This window comes from Kitasatospora sp. NPDC052868, from assembly GCF_044547105.1.
Lineage (GTDB): Bacteria > Actinomycetota > Actinomycetes > Streptomycetales > Streptomycetaceae > Kitasatospora.
This window is the reverse complement of the sequence record NZ_JBITZW010000005.1, coordinates 364,136-383,170: the sequence shown is the minus strand read 5'-3', so window position 1 is coordinate 383,170 and position 19,035 is coordinate 364,136. Positions and strand designations below refer to the sequence as shown.

The following is a 19,035-nucleotide window of genomic DNA, read 5'->3' as shown; positions in this document are numbered from 1 at the left end:
CTCTCGGGGGCCCCTACTTGGCGAGCAGTTCGTCGACGGCCTTGGCGACGTCGTCGTTGCGCAGCAGGTCGGCGTGGACGATGCCGGGGAAGACCAGCTCCTCGGCGACGTACTTGCCCTCGCGCCGCAGGATCTCGTTGCGGACCCGGCTGAGGCCGTTCTCCGCGCTGGAGGAGGAGACGGCGGTGGCGCCGGCCCAGAGCGGCAGCGGGTCGGCCTGGTCGGCGATCGCCAGGTAGGCCATGAAGGCGCCGAACATCTCGACCAGCTCCTCGACGAACTCCTCGCCGAGCCCGGTGCGCTCGCAGGCGATGGCGATCGCGTCGCGGAACCGCTCGACCAGGGCCCGGGCCAGCTCGGTCGGGTCCTGGATCTCCTCGAAGGCCAGCTTGCCGGCCTCGCGCAGGTCCTCGGCCTCCTCGGCGTTGAGGACCTGGCTCAGGCTCTCCACGACCATCGCGAACTGCCAGTACACGGTGCCCGTGTTGACCAGCTCGGGGTCGAACAGGACGACCTCGGGCGCCGGGTCCTGCCACTCGGCGATCCGCTCGGCGAGCAGGGCGGCGTGCACGCTGCCGACGCAGAAGCCCATCACGGCGCGGACGGTCAGGCCGCTGGCCTTCACCTCGTCCAGCCACGGCCGGATGTACTCCTGGCTGTCCACCCCGGTCAGCGGGGTGGGGGCGACGACGGTGCGCCAGAAGGCGTGGCCGCCGGTCAGCCGCGCGGCGAGTTCGGAGAAATCCGCCTGAAGGCGGCCGGTGGCCGGAAAGTCGACCGTGAGAATGACCTGGCCGGTCTCCCCCTCGGTGATTTTCGTCCAGCTGGTCGTCGGGTCGCTCATTGATTCCCCTTGGATGTAATCCCACGATCAGGCGGTCGCTAGCGAAGTTAGTCATCCCGGTTATCCGGCCACACCCCCTAAGGCCCCCTAAACGCGGAGGTGGGGGGTCCGGGGGAGGCCCGGGTACGGCGAAAAGGGGGCCCCGGTGTCCCGGGGCCCCCTGGGGTTGTGACGTGTGTTACGAGCGGCGCGGAATCGGGATCACATAGCGGCTGAACACGAGGTCGCGCAGGACGTCGTCGCCGCCCTCGACGATCGAGACGTAGCGCATGTCCCGCACCAGCTTCCCGATCGGGTGCTCGTTGGTGTAGCCGAGTCCGCCGAACATCTCCGAGCCGACGGTCGCGACGTCCCAGCCGGCCTGGCCGCAGAACATCTTGGCGGTCAGCGCCGACTTCAGCGTCCCCTGCTTGGCGAACGCGGTGGCCGGGTCCGGGCTCTCCATGATCGCGTCGTAGTCCCGCGCCGCCTGCCGGCACTGGCTCTTCATGACGTCGATCTGCATCTCCATCTGGCCCAGCTTGGCGGCGAACACCGGGCTGTCGACCAGCGGGGCGTCGCGCAGGCGCTTGGTCTTGGCGTACTCCATGCACAGGTCGCGGATCCGCCGGGCGGTGCCGAGCGCGGTGGTGGCGATCAGCGTGCGGCTGGCGTTGAGGCCGATCTCCAGCAGCCGCAGGCCGTTGCCGTTCAGCCGGTTCCCGGCCGGGACGCGGCAGTCCTCGAAGTGCACCTCGTAGGTGGCGGAGGAGCGCAGCCCGATGACGTCCCAGCGGCGGACGATGCTCACCCCGGGGGTGTCCCGGGGCACCAGGACGGCCAGGTGGTCGCCCGGGTCCTCGGCGGACGCGGCGACGACCAGCAGGAAATCGGCGAATCCCGCGTTGGTCGAGAAGTACTTCTCGCCGTTCAGCACGAGTTCATCTCCGCTGCGGGCGGCGACCGTCTCGATCCGGCCGAGTTCGCTGCCCGCATTGCGCTCGCTGCCGAGCGTCGCGCAGTACGCGCCGCGCTCGGCCATCGGTGCGAGATAGCGCTCCTTCAGCTCCTCCGACCCGTACAGCGAGACCATGCTCGTGCCGAGGACCGAAATGAACAGCGTGAACGCCGCACCCGCGTCGCCGTAGGCGAGTTCATTGACGATATCCACGCTGTCGGACAGGGTCAGCCCCTGCCCGCCGCTCTCCTTCGGCAGCCACCAGTTGGCGAGCCCGGTCTCCCGGAACCGGTCGTACAGCGGAAGCGGGGCCTCGGCCAGGGAATCGAGCTCGGCGTGCCGGCCCTTCAGCTCCTGGGCGACAAAGCCGCGGACGGCCTTCTGGATTTCGGGCGCCACCAATTCACTTCTCCTTCTCTTCGGAGCCGGTCACTGCCGTGCCGGTCACCACCGCGCGGGTCTCCGCCGTACGCACCGGTGCGGGGCCTGTCGGCACCCCGCGGGCCGGTGTCCTGCCCGTCCGGGTCACTGCCCGTCCGCCTGCAGCGCCAGCTGGATGAGGTCGTCGACCAGCATGCTGTCGATGTCCTGGTCCGAGGGGGCGTCCTCGGCCTCCGCGGCCGCCCCGCCGTCGGCGAGCCGCAGCAGGCCCTCCAGCAGGCCGGAGTCGCGGAGCTCCTGGACGGGGATGGCGGCCAGCATCCGGCGCACGTCCTCGTCGGTCTGCTCGGGCTCCGCCGCCTCCTCGTCCTCGGGGAGGAGCAGGTTGCGCACGTGGCCGGAGAGCGCGCCGGGCGTCGGGTAGTCGAACACCACGGTGGTCGGGACCTGCACGCCGACGGCCTTGTTGAGCTGGTTGCGGAACTCCACGCCGCTCAGCGAGTCGAAGCCGAGCTCCTTGAAGGTGTAGTCGGTGTCGACGTCGTCGGCGGACGGGTAGTCGAGCACCACCGCGATGGTGTCCCGGATGATCTCCAGCAGTCGGCTCTCCTGCTCCTCGACCGGGAGCACGCTGAGCTTCACCGCGAAGGAGGACAGCGCGGGCTGGGCGGGGGCCGCGCTCTGCGCCACCTGCCGCGGGCGGGTCCGCACCATGCGGCGGAACAGCGCGGGCACCTCGTCCTGCCGCTGCAGTGCGGTCAGGTCGAGCCGGGCGGGCACCACCACGGCGCGGTCGAGGCCGAGCGCCAGGTCGAACAGCGGCATCCCCTCGTTCTCGGTCAGCGGGGCGATGCCGATCCGGCGGAACCGGGCCAGGTCGGCCTGGCCGAGCGTGCCGCCCATGCCGTGGTCCAGCTCCCACAGGCCCCAGGCCAGCGAGACGGCCGGCCGGCCCTCGGCCCGGCGGTGCTCCGCCAGCGCGTCCAGGAAGACGTTGGCCGCCGCGTAGTTGGCCTGGCCCGCGGTGCCCATGGTGCCGGCGATCGAGGAGTAGGTGACGAACGCGGTGAGCGGCAGCTCGCGGGTGAGCTCGTGCAGGTGCCAGGCGGCGTCCACCTTCGGCCGGAAGACCCGGTCGAGCCGGTTGGTGGTCATCGCGGTGACCGGCCCGTCCTCCAGCACGCCGGCCAGGTGGACGACGGCGGTGAGCGGGTGCTCGGCGGGGACGGTGGCCAGCAGGTCGGCCAGTGCCCCGCGGTCGGCGACGTCGCAGGCGGCGAGGACGGCGTCGGCGCCGAGCTCGGCCAGCTCGGCGGCCAGCTTCTCGGCCCCCTGCGCCTCGGCGCCGCGGCGGCTGACCAGCAGCAGGTGCCGGACGCCGTGCACGGTCACCAGCCGGCGGGCGACGAGTGCGCCGAGGCCGCCGGTGCCGCCGGTGACCAGCACCGTGCCGGTCGGGTCCCAGACCGGTGCCGGGCCGCCGGTGGCGGTGGCCGGGGCCAGTCGCGGTGCGAGCAGCCGGCCCGCGCGGACGGCGAGCTCAGGCTCGTCGGCGGCGACGGCCGCCACGAGGGCCCGCAGGCTCTCGGGGGTGTCGTCGACGTCGGCCAGCACGAGGCGGCCCGGGTGCTCGGCCTGCGCGGCGCGGACCAGGCCCCAGACCGGGGCGAGCGCCAGGTCCGGGCTGTCGGTGGCGACGGCGCCCCGGGTGACGAGCACCAGGCGGCCGTTCGCCCACTTCTCCTCGGCCAGCCACTGCTGGACCAGCTCCAGGGTGCGGTGCGCGGTCAGCCGGGCACGCTCGGCGGTGTCGGCGCCGGGAGCGGCCTGGACCAGGGTGAACACCACGTCCGGGACGGCGGCGGCCGAGCGCAGCGCGGCGAGGTCGGCGTGCGCGTCGATCGCGGGCGGCAGGCCGTCCGCGCCCAGGGCGGCGAGCCGCAGCCGGTCGTCGGCGGCCGGGACGGGCACCTCCGTCCAGTCCAGGGCGAGCAGCGAGCCCGCCGAGGCGCCGGTGACGGCGGCGGTCAGCTGCTCCACCGAGACGGGCCGCAGGTCGAGCGAGTCCACCGAGAGGACCGGGGCGCCCGAGGCGTCCGTGAGGTGGAGGGCGACCTCCTGGGCGCTCCTGGCGGTGATCCGCACCCGGACGGCGGTGGCGGCCGCGGCGTGCAACTCGATCCCGGACCAGGAGAACGGCAGCAGGGCCGGCTGGTCCGCGCTGTCGGCCTGGTCCGGCTGCAGGACCATGTGCAGCGCGGCGTCGAACAGCGCCGGGTGCAGGCCGAAGCGCGCGGCTTCGGAGTGCGCCTGCTCGGGCAGCTCGATCTCGGCGTACACGGTGTCGCCCGCGCGCCAGGCGGCCCGCAGGCCCTGGAACACCGGGCCGTAGCCGTAGCCCCGGTCGGCGAGCAGCGGGTAGGCCTCGTCCAGCGCGGCCGGCCGGGCGCCGGCCGGCGGCCAGGCCCGGTCGTCCGGCGCGGGGGTGGCGCCGGTGTCGGACAGGCGGCCCGCGGCGTGCAGGGTCCAGGCGCCGAGTGCGGCGTCCTCGGCCCGCGAGTACACCTTGACGTCCCGCAGGCCGTCCTCGCCCGGCTCCGCCACGACCAGCTGGATCTGCCGGGCGCCCTGCTCGGTGAGCACCAGCGGCGCCTGCAGGGTGAGTTCCTCGACGCGGGTGCAGCCGGCCCGGTGGGCGGCCTGCAGCGCCATCTCGACGAAGGCGGTGCCGGGCACGATGACGTTGCCGTGGACCTGGTGGTCGGCGAGCCAGGCGTGGGTGGCGAGCGAGAGCCGGCCGGAGAGGACGAACTGCTCGGTGCCGGCGAGTTCGGTGACGGCCCCGAGCAGCGGGTGCTCGACGGCGGCCAGTCCGGCCGTTCCGACGTCGGCCGTGGTGGCCGCGGGGGCGGTCAGCCAGTACTGCTGGCGGTCGAAGGCGTAGGTCGGCAGCTCCACCGGGCCCGTCCCGGCGGGGAGGACCGGCGCCCAGTCGACCTTGACGCCGTGCGTCCACAGGCCGGCCAGCGCCTCGGTGGCGGTCTGGGTCTCGGTACGGCCCTTGCGGGCCAGCGGGACGGCGGTGACCTCGGGCTGCTCGTCGGCCAGGATCTGCCGGGACATCGCGGCGAGCACGCCGTCCGGGCCGGTCTCGACCAGCAGGCGGGCGCCGGCGGTGACGGCGGCGGTGATGCCGTCGGTGAAGCGGACGGCGTCGCGGACGTGCTGGACCCAGTACTCGGGGTTGGTGAGCTGTCCGGCCTCGGCGAGGGTGCCGGTGACGTTGGAGACCACCTGGATCACGGGCTCGCTGTAGGCGATCTGCTCGGCGACCTTGCGGAAGTCGGCGAGCATCGGGTCCATCAGCGGGGAGTGGAAGGCGTGGCTGACCCGCAGGCGCTGGGTCTTGCGGCCCTCGGCGGCGAGTTCCTCGGCGATCGCGGTGACGGCCTCGTCGTCACCCGAGATCACCGTGGCGTTCGGGCCGTTGAGGGCGGCGATCGACGCCGTGTCCTCGTAGCCGAGCAGCAGCGGGAGTACGTCCGCCTCGCCGGCCTGGACGGCGATCATGGCGCCGCCGGCGGGCAGGGCCTGCATCAGCCGGCCGCGGGCGGCGACGAGCTTGGCGGCGTCGGCGAGGTCGAAGACCCCGGCGACGTGGGCGGCGGCGATCTCGCCGATGGAGTGGCCGACCAGGATCTCCGGGCGGACGCCGAAGGCCTCCAGCAGGCGGTAGGCGGCGACCTCGAAGGCGAACAGTGCGGGCTGGGTGTAGCCGGTCTGGTCCAACTCCTCGGACTCGAAGCACAGATCACGCAGCGAACGCCCGAGGTGCCCGTCCAGTTCGGTGCAGGCGGCGTCGAAGGCCTCGGCGAAGACCGGGAAGCGCTCGTACAACTCCCGGCCCATACCCGCCCGCTGGGCACCCTGGCCGGTGAACAGTGCGGCCACCTTCGGCGCGTTCGCCGCGGTGCCCTGGACCAGCCCCGACGCCGCGCCGTCCGCGGCCAACGCGGCCAGCCCGGCGAGGAGTTCGTCACGGCCGGCGCCGACCACCACGGCCCGCTGGTCGAACCGCGCCCGGGAGTCCACCAGCGCCGCGGCGATCGCGGCGGGCGAGGTCTCGGGGTGCTCGGCCGCGAACCCGGCGAGCCGGGCGGCCTGGGCGCGCAGCCCGTCCGCGGTGCGGGCGGAGACCACCCACGGCAGCGGACCGGCCGCCTCGACGGGGGCCGTCTCCTCGGCCGGCTCGGCCTGCTCGATGATGACGTGCGCGTTGGTGCCGCTGATCCCGAAGGAGGAGATGCCGGCCCGGCGCGGACGGCCGTCCTGCGGCCACTCCCGCTCCTCGGTGAGCAGCTCGACGGCGCCCGCCGTCCAGTCCACGTGCGGGGTCGGCTCGGCCACGTTGAGGGTCTTCGGCAGCACGCCGTGGCGCATCGCCATGACCATCTTGATCACGCCGCCGACGCCCGCCGCCGCCTGGGCGTGGCCGATGTTGGACTTCAACGAGCCCAGCCAGAGCGGCTCCTCGCGGTCCTGGCCGTAGGTCGCCAGGATCGCGCGGGCCTCGATCGGGTCGCCGAGCGAGGTGCCGGTGCCGTGCGCCTCGACGGCGTCCACCTCGGCGGCGGACAGTCCGGCCTGAGCGAGCGCCTGGCGGATCACCCGCTCCTGGGAGAGGCCGTTGGGGGCGGTCAGGCCGTTGCTGGCGCCGTCCTGGTTGACGGCCGAGCCGCGCAGCACGGCCAGCACCCGGTGGCCGTTGGCCTTCGCCTTGGACAGCCGCTCCAGCACCAGCACGCCGACGCCCTCGCCCCAGGACGTGCCGTCCGCCGAGGAGGAGAAGGACTTGCAGAGCCCGTCGGCGGCCAGCCCGCGCTGCCGGCTGAACTCCAGGAACATGCCGGGGGTGGCCATCACGGTCACACCGCCGGCCAGCGCGAGGTCGCACTCGCCGAGCCGCAGGGCCTGGCCCGCCAGGTGCATCGCGACCAGCGAGGAGGAGCAGGCGGTGTCGATGGTGACCGCCGGGCCCTCGAAGCCGAAGGAGTACGCGATCCGGCCGGAGACCACGCTGCCGGCCATCCCGGTCAGCAGGTAGCCCTCGGCACCCTCGGGCGCCTCGTGCAGGCGCGGGCCGTAGTCCGGTGCCATGACGCCGGCGAAGACGCCGGTGCGCGAGCCGCGCAGCGCCGCCGGGTCGATCCCGGCCTGCTCGAAGGCCTCCCAGGAGGTCTCCAGCAGCAGGCGCTGCTGCGGGTCGGTCGCGGTGGCCTCGCGCGGCGAGATGCCGAAGAAGCCCGCGTCGAACCGGCCGGCGTCGTGCAGGAAGCCGCCCTTGGTGACGTAGCTGGTGCCGGAGTGCTCCGGGTCGGGGTGGTAGAGGCCCTCGAGGTCCCAGCCGCGGTCCTCCGGGAACCCGGAGATCCCGTCCCGGCCCTCGGCGATCAGCCGCCACAGCTCGGCGGGGGAGGAGACCCCGCCGGGGAAGCGGCAGGCCATGCCGACGATCGCGATCGGGTCGTCGTCCGGGGCGGCCACCGGGCCGTCGAAGCGGGCGGCGCCGTCCTGGGCACCGAACACGGCCGCGTGCAGGTGGTGCGCCAGGGCCGTCGGCGTCGGGTGCTCGAACAGGACGGTGGTGGGCAGCGGGAGTTCGCACTCGGCGCCGAGCGCGTTGCGGATCTGCACCGACAGGTGCGAGTCGACGCCCAGGTCCTTGAAGGTCCGGTCGGCCTCGACCGCGTCCGGCGACGGGTGGCCGAGCGCGGCGGCGGTGTGCGCGAGCACCAGGCGCAGGCAGGCCGCCTCGCGCTCGGCGGCGCCCAGCGGCTCCAGCTCCTGGCGCAGCGCCGAGGCGGCGGCCGGCTCCTCGCCGGTGTCCGCGGCGGCGGCCGTGCGCAGGGCCGGGCGGGTGGCCAGGCCGGTGGTGTCCAGCCAGTACCGCTGGCGCTGGAAGGCGTACCCGGGCAGCGCGACGCGCGCTCCGCCGAGGGGGGCGAACACGGCCTCCCAGTCCACCGGCAGGCCGCGCACGAAGCCCTCGGCCAGCGAGGCGAGGAAGCGGTCCGGCCCGCCCTCGCCGCGGCGCAGGGTGCCCAGCGCGACGGCGGTGGCGCCGGAGGCCTCCAGGCTCTCCTGCACGGCGACGGTCAGCACCGGGTGGGCGCTGGACTCGATGAAGAAGCCGAAGCCGTCGGCGACCAGGGCCCGGACGGTGTCGGCGAAGCGGACGGTCTGGCGCAGGTTGGTGTACCAGTACTCGGCGTCCAGGCCGGCGGTGTCGATCAGCTCGCCGGTGACGGAGGAGTAGAACGGGATCTCGGCGCTGCGCGGCTCGATGCCGGTCAGCGCCTCGATGACCTGCTCGCGGATGATCTCGACCTGGGCGCCGTGCGAGGCGTAGTCGACGGCGACCTTACGGGCCCGGACGCCGTCCGCCTCGCAGGAGGCGATCAGTTCGTCCAGGGCCTCGGGCTCGCCGGAGACCACGCTGGAGGAGGTGCCGTTGACGGAGGCGAGCGAGATCCGCTCGCCCCAGCGGGCGAGCCGCTCGACGGTCTGCTCGGCGGGCAGCGCCAGCGAGACCATGCCGCCGAGGCCGGAGAGCCGCTCCTTGATGGCGCGGGCGCGCAGTGCGACGACCCGGGCGCCGTCCTGGACGGTGAGCGCGCCGGCCACGGTCGCGGCGGCGATCTCGCCCTGGCTGTGGCCGACCACGGCGGCCGGCTCCACGCCCGCCGCCCGCCACATCGCGGCGAGCGAGACCATCACGGCCCACAGCGCGCACTGGACGACGACCACGTCCTCCAGCGACTCGGCGTCCTCGCCGCCGCGGACCACGTCGGTCACGGACCACTCGACGTGCGCGCGCAGCGCGGCGTCGCACTCGGCGAGCCGCTCGGCGAAGGCGGGGGAGGTCTCCAGCAGCGCGGCGGCCATGCCCTGCCACTGCGCGCCCTGGCCGGGGAAGACGAAGGCGACCCTGCCGGGGATGTCGGCCTGGCCGGTGACGACGTTGGCGCCCGGCAGCCGGTCGGCCAGGGCGGTCAGCCCGGCGAGGCCGTCGGCGCGGTCGGCGGCGAGGACCACGGCCCGCTGGTCGAGGGCGGCGCGGGTGAGCGCCAGCGAGCGGCCGAGGTCGGCCCGGTCGGCCTCCGGGTGCTCGGCGGTGAAGGCCGCCAGCTGCTGCGCCTGGGCGCGCAGCCCGGCGCGGCCGCTGCCGGACAGCACCCACGGCACGGGAGCGCCGGAGGTCTCGGTGAGCAGGGCCGGACCGGTCGGCTCGGCGGCCTCGGCGGGCGCCGCGGCGCCGTCCCACTCGCCCACCACCACATGGCAGTTGGTGCCGCCCATGCCGAACGCGGAGACGCCGGCCAGCAGCGGCCGGTCGGCCTGCGGCCAGGGGCCGAGGGCGGTGCGGACCTCCAGGTTGAGCTCGTCCAGCGGGATGTCCGGGTTGGGCGTCTCGTGGTTGAGGGTGCCCGGCAGCTCCCGGTGCTGGACGCTCAGCAGCACCTTGAGCAGCCCGGTGATGCCCGCCGCGCCCTCCAGGTGGCCGACGTTGGTCTTCACCGAGCCGACCACGAGCGGCAGTTCGCGGCCCTCGGCGGCGCCGACGGTGCGGCCGAGCGCGGCCGCCTCGATCGGGTCGCCGACCGGGGTGCCGGTGCCGTGCAGCTCCACGTACTGGACGTCGCCGGCCGCGATCCCGGCGTGCTCGTGGGCGAGCCGGACGACCTGCTCCTGGGCCTGCTGGTGGGGCGCGGTGAGGGTGGCGCCGCCGCCGTCGTTGTTGACCGCGCTGCCGAGCAGCACGCAGCGGATCGGGTCGCCGTCCGCGATCGCCTGGGAGAGCAGCTTGAGGACGACGACCGCGCCGCCCTCGCCGCGGACGTAGCCGTTGGCGCGGGCGTCGAAGGTGTAGCAGCGGCCGTCCGGGGAGAGGGCGCCGAAGGTGCCGATCCGCTCGGTGGTCTCCGGGATCAGGTTGAGGTTGACGCCGCCGGCCAGGGCCACGGTGGACTCGCCGGAGCGCAGGCTCTCGCAGGCCAGGTGGACGGAGACCAGCGAGGAGGACTGGCCGGTGTCCACGGTGAGGCTGGGGCCGCGCAGGCCGAGCACGTAGGAGAGCCGGTTGGCGATGATGCTGCGGTGCAGGCCGGTCATGGTGTGCGGGGTGACGGCGGCCGCCCCGAGCTGACCGGTCAGGCTCGCGTAGTCGTCGGTGATGACGCCGACGAAGACACCCGAGCGGCTGCCGGCCAGGCGGTCCGGGGCGATGCCCGCGTCCTCCAGGGCCTGCCAGCCGAGCTCCAGGACGAGCCGCTGGTGCGGGTCCATCGCCGTGGCCTCGCGCGGCGAGATGCCGAAGAACCCGGCGTCGAACCCGTCGACCGAGTCCAGGAAGCCGCCGCGTCCGTAGGAGGTCCGCAGGCCCTCGTCATCCGACCAGCGGCCGGCCGGGGCGTCGGTGACGGCGTCGCCGCCCGAGCGCAGCAGCTGCCAGAAGGAGGCGGGATCCGGTGCCTGCGGCAGCCGGCAGGAGAGGCCGATGACCGCCACCGGCTCGTTCACAGTGTGTGCGAGTTGCTTGGACATACACCCAATCCAGCTTCAGGAGAGCAGTTCAGGGAAGGTGGCGATCAGCTCGGCGGAGAGGAACTCGGCCAGAGCCAGTGGCGTCGGGTACTCGTAGACGGCGCTGAGCGACAGCTCCAGACCGGTCTCCTCGCGCAGCCGGTTGCCGAAGTCGACGGCGGAGAGCGAGGTGAAGCCGAGGTCGAGGAAGTCGCCGTCGGGGTCGATCGCCTCACCGGAGGCGTGGCCGAGGGCGATCGCGCACTCGTGCCGCACGAACAGGCAGAGCTCGTCGAACCGGGCCGGCTCGTCCAGGGCGCGCAGCCGGTCGAGCAGGGTGAGCGCCTCGGGCTCGGCCTCGGCCTGGCCGGCGGGCGCCTGCGGCTGTCGGCGCTGCCACCAGTCGGTGAGCAGCGGGAGCAGCCGGTCCACGGCCTCCTGGTGCTCCTCGGCGCCGTCCAGCAGGCCGAGCAGGGCGGCGGAGTCGCCCTCGCCGACGGCCTGCCAGAAGCGGCCCTCGGCGGAGTCCGGGGCGGCCGCGCCGGGCAGCTCGGGCTCGGCGTCCAGCCAGTAGCGCTCGCGCTGGAAGGCGTAGGTCGGCAGGTCGGCGGGCCGGCCGGTGCGGGCCGGCACGGCGGGGGAGAGGTCCACCGGGTGGCCGGCGGTGTGCAGCCCGGCCAGTGCGGTGAGCAGCGCGGTGGCCTCGGGGCGGTCGCGGCGCAGCGCCGGCAGGACGGTGGCGTCGGCGGCGGTCAGGCTCTCGCGGGCCATCGCCGCGAGGACGGCGTCCGGTCCGGCCTCCAGGTAGCCGGTCACGCCGGCCTCGCGCAGGGCGGCGACGCCGTCGGCGAAGCGGACCGCCTCGCGGATGTGCCGCACCCAGTACTTGGGGTCGGTGAGGGTGCCAGGACCGGCGACCGCGCCGAGCAGGTTGGAGACGACCGGGATCTGCGGCTCGCGGTAGGTCAACTCCTGCGCGACCGCCGCGAACTCGTCGAGGATCGGGTCCATGTGGGCGGAGTGGAAGGCGTGGCTGACGCGCAGCCGCTTGGTCTTGCGGCCGGTCGCGGCGAGCGCGTCGGCGACCGCGGTGACGGCGTCCTCGTCGCCCGAGATCACGGTGGCCGAGGGGCCGTTGACGGCGGCGACGCAGACCCGGTCGCCGTACCCGTCCAGGGCGGCCAGCACCTCGGCCTCGGTGGCCTGGACGGCGGCCATGGCGCCGCCGGCCGGCAGGCTCTGCATCAGCCGGCCGCGGGCGGCGACCAGCTTGGCCGCGTCGGCGAGGTCGAACACCCCGGCGACGTGCGCGGCGGCCAGCTCGCCCACGGAGTGGCCGATCAGGTGGTCGGGGCGGACTGCGAAGGACTCCAACAGGCGGTACAGCGCCACCTCGTGGGCGAACAGCGCGGGCTGGGTGTACCCGGTCCGGTCCAGCTCCTCGGCGTGCTCCGGGTCGAAGACCAGCTCCTTGAGGGAGCGCCCGAGGTGCGGGTCGAGGGCGGCGCAGGCGGCGTCGAAGGCCTCGGCGAAGACGGGGAAGCGCTCGTACAGCTCGCGGCCCATGCCGGTGCGCTGGGCGCCCTGGCCGGTGAACAGCACGGCGAGCGGTCCGGCGTGCGAACGGCCCTGGACCACCGAGGGGTTGGCGGTGCCGGCGGCCAGCGCCGCCAGCCCGGTGAGCAGTTCGTCCCGCCCGGCGGCGAGGACGACGGCCCGGTGGTCGAAGCCGGTGCGGGTGGTGAGCAGTGCGGAGGCGACGGCGCCGGGGTCGGCGGCAGGCTGCCCGGAGAGCAGGGCGTGCAGCTGCTCGGCCTGTCCGCGCAGCGCCTTGGGGCTGCGCGCGGACAGCGCCCACGGGGTCAACCGGCCCTCGGCGGGGGCGGATTCGCCCGCGTCCACGGCCTCGGCCTGCTCCAGGATCAGGTGCGCGTTGGTCCCGCTGATGCCGAAGGAGGACACCCCGGCCCGGCGCGGGCGGCCGGTCTCGGGCCAGGCGCGCCGCTCGGTGAGCAGCTCGACGGCGCCGGAGGACCAGTCGACGTGCCGGGTCGGCTCGTCGACGTGCAGCGTCTGCGGCAGCAGGCCGTGGCGCATCGCCAGCACCGTCTTGATGACGCCGCCGACGCCCGCGGCCGCCTGGGTGTGGCCCAGGTTGGACTTCAGCGAGCCGAGCCAGAGCGGCTCCTCGCGGTTCTGGCCGTACACGGCGAGCAGCGCCTGGGCCTCGATCGGGTCGCCGAGGGCGGTGCCGGTGCCGTGCGCCTCGACCGCGTCCACGTCCGAGGGGGCCAGTCCGGCCTGGGCGAGCGCCTGGCGGATGACCCGCTCCTGGGCGGGGCCGTTGGGGGCGGTGAGGCCGTTGCTGGCGCCGTCCTGGTTGACGGCCGAGCCGCGGATCAGGGCCAGCACCGGGTGGCCGTTGGCGCGGGCGTCGGAGAGCCGCTCCAGCACCAGCAGGCCGACGCCCTCGGACCAGCCCGTACCGTCGGCGGCCTGCGCGAAGGCCTTGGAGCGGCCGTCCGGGGCCAGGCCGCGCTGGCGGCTGAACTCGACGAAGACGCCCGGGGTGGCCATCACGGTCGCCCCGCCGGCCAGGGCCAGCGTGCACTCGCCGCGGCGCAGCGACTGCACGGCCAGGTGGAGGGTGACCAGCGAGGAGGAGCAGGCCGTGTCGACGGTGATCGCCGGGCCCTCGAAGCCGTAGGTGTAGGCGATCCGGCCGCTGGCCACGCTGGCCGCGCTGCCGATGCCGACCAGGCCCTCGACCTCCTTCGGCGTGGGCCGGCAGCGCCAGGCGTAGTCCTGGTACATCACCCCGGTGAAGACGCCGACCTGCTCGCCGCGGAGCGAGTCCGGCACGATCCCGGCCTGCTCGAGGGCCTCCCAGGAGGTCTCCAGCAGCAGCCGCTGCTGCGGGTCGATCGCGACCGCCTCACGCGGCGGCAGACCGAAGAACCCGGCGTCGAACTCCGCCGCGTCGTACAGGAATCCACCGCGCGTGGAGTAGGTCTTTCCGGCGGTCCGCGGGTCCGGGTCGAAGAGGTCCTCGGCCCAGCCGCGGTCCTCGGGGAACTCGCCGATGGCGTCCACTCCTTCGGACACCATCCGCCAGAGGTCCTCGGGCGAACGGACCCCGCCGGGGTAGCGGCAGCCCATCGCGACGATGGCGATCGGCTCCTGCTCGCGGTCGGCGATGTCGTTCAGCCGCTGCTGCGCCTGATGCAGGGCCGTGGTGGTCCGCCTGAGGTATTCCCGGAGTTTTTCCTCGTTCGTTGTCATGCGAACGTCTATCTCCTCGACTGAAGAACGGACCGCGCGGCAGAATGCGACGAATCACGGGTTATATGGCGCCGACCATATCCACCCGCTCATTCCGGGCTCAACCCCTGGTGTCCCCCTACCCGCCCCGGGCGGGCCGCCCGGCGGCATACCCGCAGTTCCGGGCAGGGGGAACCCCCTATTGCCCGATAGGGGTGCCCGGGGGCGCTTGAGGGGGGTTGACGTCTGGCCCCGCGAGTATCGCCCCGGCTTGAATGTTATGCAGACCGGCGGCCCGTCGCACAAGGCGGAACTGAGCGGCGGACCGCTTCTCGGGAAGCGCGAGGGGATGGGGAATCCGAATGTACAAGTCAGCAGCGCCGGAACGGAGCAGTCTCTGGATGCGGCGTTTCCAGCCGTCTCCGGCCGCACCCGCGCAGCTGGTCTGCCTCCCGCACGCGGGCGGCTCGGCCGGGTACTTCCTGCCGGTGGCCCGGGCGATGAACACCTCGGTGGACGTGCTCGCCGTCCAGTACCCCGGGCGCCAGGACCGCGCCGCCGAACCCTGCGTCGAGGACCTGCACGAACTCGCCGACCTGGTGGTGCGGGAGCTGCGCCCCTGGTCGGACCGGCCGCTCACGCTGTTCGGCCACAGCCTCGGCGCCTCGCTGGCCTTCGAGGTGGCCGTCCGGCTGGAGCGCGAGGGGATCGAGCTGCAGGGCGTGATCGCCTCCGGGCGGCGCGCGCCGTCCCGCCCCCGCGACGAGTACGTCCACCTGCTGGACGACCGCGCGCTGATCCGGGACATGGAGCGGCTGAGCGGCACCGACCCCCGGATGCTGCGCGATCCGGAAATTCTGGAAATGATTCTCCCGTACGTCCGCAGCGACTACAAGGCGGCCGAGACGTACCGCTGCCGGCCCGGCGCGGATTCCATTGACCGGCCCATTCTGGTGCTGACCGGCGATGCCGATCCGCATGTCACCACCGCCGAGGCCGAGGCATGGGCCGAGCACACCACCGGTGATTTCTCGCTGCGCACCTTCGCGGGTGGCCACTTCTTCCTCAACGACCACGCGCTGTCGGTCATCCCGGCGATCAACGCATTCATCGCCGGCCACCGCTCCATGGCGAACATCGCGTGAATTCAAGAGCAGCCGGCCGTGGATTCCCCGCGGCCGGAAGACCGCGGCCGGGGGCTTCCCGACGACCGCTTCCGCACCGCCCGTCTGCCGGTCCTCGGACCGGTGGCGGGCGGTGTCCGGCTGCCTGGACCCGGACGGTCGCTCCGCTCCGAGGTCAGTACCAAAAGATGTGACGAGCGTCACACTCCCTGACCATAGCGATACGCTCCCGTTGCGTATCGAAATCCCCTAGAGTTCTGGGCCATGACACAGACCACGATTCCCCAAGTCCAGCCCCAGGCAGGACATCCGCGCCGTTGGCTGATCCTCGGCGTGCTCGTCAGCAGCCTGCTGGTGATCCTGATCGACAACACGATCCTCAACGTCGGCCTCCGCACGATCCAGCACGACCTGAACGCCACGCAGAGCGAGATGGAGTGGGTGCTCGACTCCTACATCCTGATCTTCGCCGGCCTGATGTTCACCTTCGGCGTCCTGGGCGACCGGGTCGGCCGCAAGCTCCTCCTGGTGATCGGCCTCGTGCTGTTCGGCCTCACCTCGGTGGTCGCGGCGCTGGTGACCGAGCCGGTCCCGCTGATCCTGGCCCGTGCCGGGATGGGCCTGGGCGCCGCGATGGTCCAGCCGCAGACCCTCTCGATCATCCAGAACGTCTTCCCGCCGAACGAGCGCGGGAAGGCCATCGGCCTCTGGTCCTCCTTCTCCGGCATCGCCATCGCGGTCGGTCCGATCACCGGTGGCCTGCTGCTGAAGTACTTCTGGTGGGGCTCGCTCTTCCTGGTCAACATCCCGGTCGTGATCGTCGGCTCCATCGCGGTGATGATGGTCGTGCCCGAGTCCCGTGACCCCAAGCCCAGCCGGCTCGACCCGCTCGGCGTGGTGCTCAGCACCGTCGGCGTCATCGGCCTGGTCTACGGGATCATCAAGGGCGGCGAGACCAACGACTGGATCTCCGCGGCCGTCCTGCTCCCCTCCGTCGGCGGCGTGGCCGTCCTGGCGCTCTTCGTCTGGCTGCAGAAGCGCAGCGCGTCCCCCACGCTGGACGTCAACCTGTTCCGCAACCGGCTCTTCTCCAGCGGTACCTTCGCCCTCTCGGTGACCTCGTTCGCGCTGATGGGCGGCCTGGTCTTCATGGCCTACTACTGGCAGGCGGCGCGCGGCTACGACGCGCTGAAGGCCGGCCTGTTCGCCCTGCCCGTCGCGGTCGGCATGATGATCAGCGCGGCCAAGAGCTCCGGTCTGACCGCCAAGTTCGGCCACCGCGGCCCGGTCGCCGGCGGCCTCGCCATCATGGGCCTGTCCCTGCTGGGCTGGGCGATCGTCGACAAGGACACCGCGGTCTGGTACCTGCTGGTGATCAGCCTGCTGTTCGGCTTCGGCATGGGCGGCGTGTTCGCCCCGGCCACCGCGCTCGCCATGTCGGCGGTGCCGGTGACCAAGGCGGGCGCCGGCTCGGCGGTCACCAACACCGTCCGTCAGATGGCCGGTGCGCTCGGTATCGCGGTGCTCGGATCGGTGCTCGCCGCGGCCTACCGTGGCAAGATCTCCGACACGGTGGACACGGTCTTCCCGGAGGCCGCCCGGCACAACGCCGCCGAGTCGATCGTTGGTACGGGTACCGAGGCCGAGAAGCTGGTCGCCCAGGTACAGTCGGGTAGCGTTCCACAATCCGCGCTCGCCAACCTGCACTCGCTGTTCGAGAAGGCACAGGACGCCTTCATCTCGGCGATGCACGTGACGTCGATCGCTGCTGGAGGGTTCGCGCTCCTCGGCGCGGCGGCGGTGGTCCTGGCGATGCCCAGCCGTAACCCCCGCACCGAGTAGGAGGCCCCACCATCCAAAAGACAAGTGCGCCGGTCAAAAGAACGCCGGTCCGGTCCGGACGGCCTCGGAGTGAGGAGGCGGAGCGTGCGATCCTCGACGCCTCGCTCGCCCTCCTCGCCGAGGTCGGCCCGGACGGGCTCTCCGTGGAGACCGTCGCGGCCCGGGCCTCCGTCGCCAAGACCACCATCTATCGGCGATGGAAGACCAAGGACGAGCTCCTGGTGGCCGCGATCTGCTCCCTGCGGGGCGAGATGCCGGAGGCCCCGGCCGCGAAGGACCTGCGGCAGGCGCTGATCGAATGCGTCCGGGGCATGCAGCGGATGCACGACGATCCGCGGTACATCCAGCTGGTGCCCCGGCTGTTCGGTGTCGCCGACACCCACCCGGAGCTCTACCGGGAGTACGTCGACCAGGCGATCCGCCCGCGTCGGGACATCGTCCTCCAGATCCTCCAGAAGGGGGTCGCGGAGGGGGTGATCCGCTCGGGTGCGAATCTGAACCTCGCGATGGACCTGCTGCTCGGTCCGGTCCTGATCCGCTCGTTCCGGTCCTCGGGAGCGGATCCGACCGACACCAGCTTCAGTGACCTCGACCCCGAGGAACTGGTGAACGCGGTGCTGGACGGGCTGGCGCCCCGGTGATCCTCCGGGAACGGGGGATCCACGACTCAGGCCCGATGGGAGACCATCGGGCCTGAGTCTTTTTCGTTCCCCAACGGTCCCGGGGGCGACGGATGGTGACGGTCCGTCCGGTCGGGCCGCCGGACCCTGCCGCCGGGTCCTGCTGCCGGACCCTCCCGCCGGCGATCCGCAGCCTCGGCGGATCGGGCTGATGATGCGATGAAATATCGGAACTCATGCAGCGCTGAACGCATATGACGGACCGTTTGTCTGCGTATTGTCGGACAATTTTGGCCGCTTGTGATTCCCCTCCGAAATCGCTCGCATCCCCTTCCGATCACCGTTAGTATCAGAACGAATGCGTTCGGTGATCGCTCGGTGTCGGATCGCGAAGGGGGCCGCCATGGGCGTACGGCTGCGAGCTGTGCTCCGCCATGTCGCATACCCGGTACTGCTGTTCGCGCTGGTGTCGATATCGGTCGCGGCCCTGCGCTGGCGCTGGGACTTCGGCCGGGTGAGCCTGCTCTTCCTGTTCGGCACGGTCGGATATCTGGCGGCGCTCGAATGGTTGATCCCCTACGAAGTGCAATGGCGACCGTCCCGTGGTGAGTTGGGCCGGTACGTCGTGTACTTCGTGCTCACCCTGGTCGGCGGGAGCCTTGCGCAGCTGCCGGTCTCGGCCGTCGTCGGCCGGGTGGCGCCGCCGCATCCGGTGCTGCCGCTCTGGGCCGAGATCCCGGCGGCGCTGCTGCTCGGCTCGCTGGCCAACTACCTGGTGCACCGGTGGAGCCACCACAATCCGTGGCTCTGGCGGCTGCACGGGGTGCACCACGCCCCACGGAAGGTCAACGTCGCCAACAACGGTGTCAACCACGTCCTCGACGTGCTGGTCACCCAGGGCGCCGTCCAGCTCTCCCTGGCGCTGGCGGGCTTCTCGCAGGAGTCGGTGTTCGTGGTGGGCCTGTTCGTGGTCGCCCAGGGCTACTTCGTGCACGCCGACGTCGACGTCCGGATCGGCCCGCTCAACCACGTCCTGGCCGGCCCGGAGCAGCACCGGCTGCACCACAGCGTCGACCTGGCCGAGGCCGGGCACTACGGCTCGGACCTCTCGGTCTGGGACCACCTCTTCGGCAGCTTCACCTGGCAGCCGGGCCGCAGACCGGCCGCGGTGGGGCTGCAGCGCCCGTCCGACTTCCCCGACGCGGGCAAGGTTATCGCCAGTCACCTCCAGGCCCTGCGCCGCCCGGTGCGGGCCGAGGACTCCCCGGCCTGACCGCTCCCGCGCACCCGTCCACCCGCCCGTCGCCCCACCCGTCCGCCCTTCGGCCCGCCCTCCTTCGGCCCGTTCCCCCGGGCCCGCCCCTCCCCAGGCCCGTCCTCCCGCCCGGCCCCGCCCCGGCCGACCCTGCTCCGGTGTGCCCGGAGCGGGGCCGCGGCCGCCGT

Annotated in this window: 7 protein-coding genes and 1 pseudogene; 4 read left to right on the top strand and 4 right to left on the bottom strand. The window is 73.1% G+C overall.

Annotated features, from left to right (window positions below; all coding sequences use genetic code 11):
- Nucleotides 1-13: 13 nt before the first annotated feature.
- From ACIGZJ_RS12330 to ACIGZJ_RS12315, 4 genes and pseudogenes are all read right to left on the bottom strand, one after another.
- The gene (locus tag ACIGZJ_RS12330) at nt 14-844 is read right to left on the bottom strand and encodes a hypothetical protein (protein WP_396457106.1); all 831 of its coding nucleotides are present in this window, start codon (nt 842-844) and stop codon (nt 14-16) included.
- A gap of 178 nt (nt 845-1,022) precedes the next feature.
- A complete protein-coding gene (locus ACIGZJ_RS12325; RefSeq protein WP_396457105.1) occupies nt 1,023-2,180 on the bottom strand; it encodes an acyl-CoA dehydrogenase family protein in 1,158 nt (385 codons plus the stop codon).
- Between the two features lie 126 nt (nt 2,181-2,306).
- Entirely contained in the window at nt 2,307-10,766 is an 8,460-nt protein-coding gene (locus ACIGZJ_RS12320; RefSeq protein ID WP_396457104.1) for a type I polyketide synthase, read from the bottom strand.
- A gap of 15 nt (nt 10,767-10,781) precedes the next feature.
- A pseudogene (locus ACIGZJ_RS12315) lies at nt 10,782-14,006 on the bottom strand (type I polyketide synthase); the annotation flags it as partial.
- A gap of 401 nt (nt 14,007-14,407) precedes the next feature.
- On the opposite strand from ACIGZJ_RS12315, the gene ACIGZJ_RS12310 reads away from it, so the two are divergent.
- The 4 genes from ACIGZJ_RS12310 (at nt 14,408) to ACIGZJ_RS12295 (ending at nt 18,865) form a co-directional block, all read left to right on the top strand.
- Nucleotides 14,408-15,151, top strand: a complete 744-nt coding sequence (locus ACIGZJ_RS12310; RefSeq protein ID WP_396457103.1) for a thioesterase II family protein — start codon at nt 14,408-14,410, stop codon at nt 15,149-15,151.
- 243 nt (nt 15,152-15,394) lie between these two features.
- Nucleotides 15,395-16,972, top strand: coding sequence for a DHA2 family efflux MFS transporter permease subunit (locus ACIGZJ_RS12305; protein ID WP_396457102.1), 1,578 nt, complete (start codon nt 15,395-15,397; stop codon nt 16,970-16,972).
- Between the two features lie 11 nt (nt 16,973-16,983).
- On the top strand, nt 16,984-17,613 hold the full coding sequence (locus ACIGZJ_RS12300) for a TetR/AcrR family transcriptional regulator (RefSeq protein WP_396457123.1): 630 nt from the start codon (nt 16,984-16,986) through the stop codon (nt 17,611-17,613).
- A 382-nt stretch (nt 17,614-17,995) separates the two neighbouring features.
- Nucleotides 17,996-18,865 carry a sterol desaturase family protein gene (locus tag ACIGZJ_RS12295; protein ID WP_396457101.1) on the top strand — a complete coding sequence of 290 codons (870 nt, stop codon included), beginning with the start codon at nt 17,996-17,998 and terminating at the stop codon, nt 18,863-18,865.
- The last annotated feature ends 170 nt before the right edge of the window (nt 18,866-19,035 follow it).

What these genes read in the sequence shown, in the direction of transcription:
- ACIGZJ_RS12330 (WP_396457106.1), bottom strand. Translation starts at nt 844, where the DNA reads ATGAGCGACCCGACGACCAGCTGGACGAAAATCACCGAGGGGGAGACC.
- ACIGZJ_RS12320 (WP_396457104.1), bottom strand. Translation starts at nt 10,766, where the DNA reads ATGTCCAAGCAACTCGCACACACTGTGAACGAGCCGGTGGCGGTCATC.
- ACIGZJ_RS12310 (WP_396457103.1), top strand. Translation starts at nt 14,408, where the DNA reads ATGCGGCGTTTCCAGCCGTCTCCGGCCGCACCCGCGCAGCTGGTCTGC.
- ACIGZJ_RS12305 (WP_396457102.1), top strand. Translation starts at nt 15,395, where the DNA reads ATGACACAGACCACGATTCCCCAAGTCCAGCCCCAGGCAGGACATCCG.
- ACIGZJ_RS12295 (WP_396457101.1), top strand. Translation starts at nt 17,996, where the DNA reads ATGGGCGTACGGCTGCGAGCTGTGCTCCGCCATGTCGCATACCCGGTA.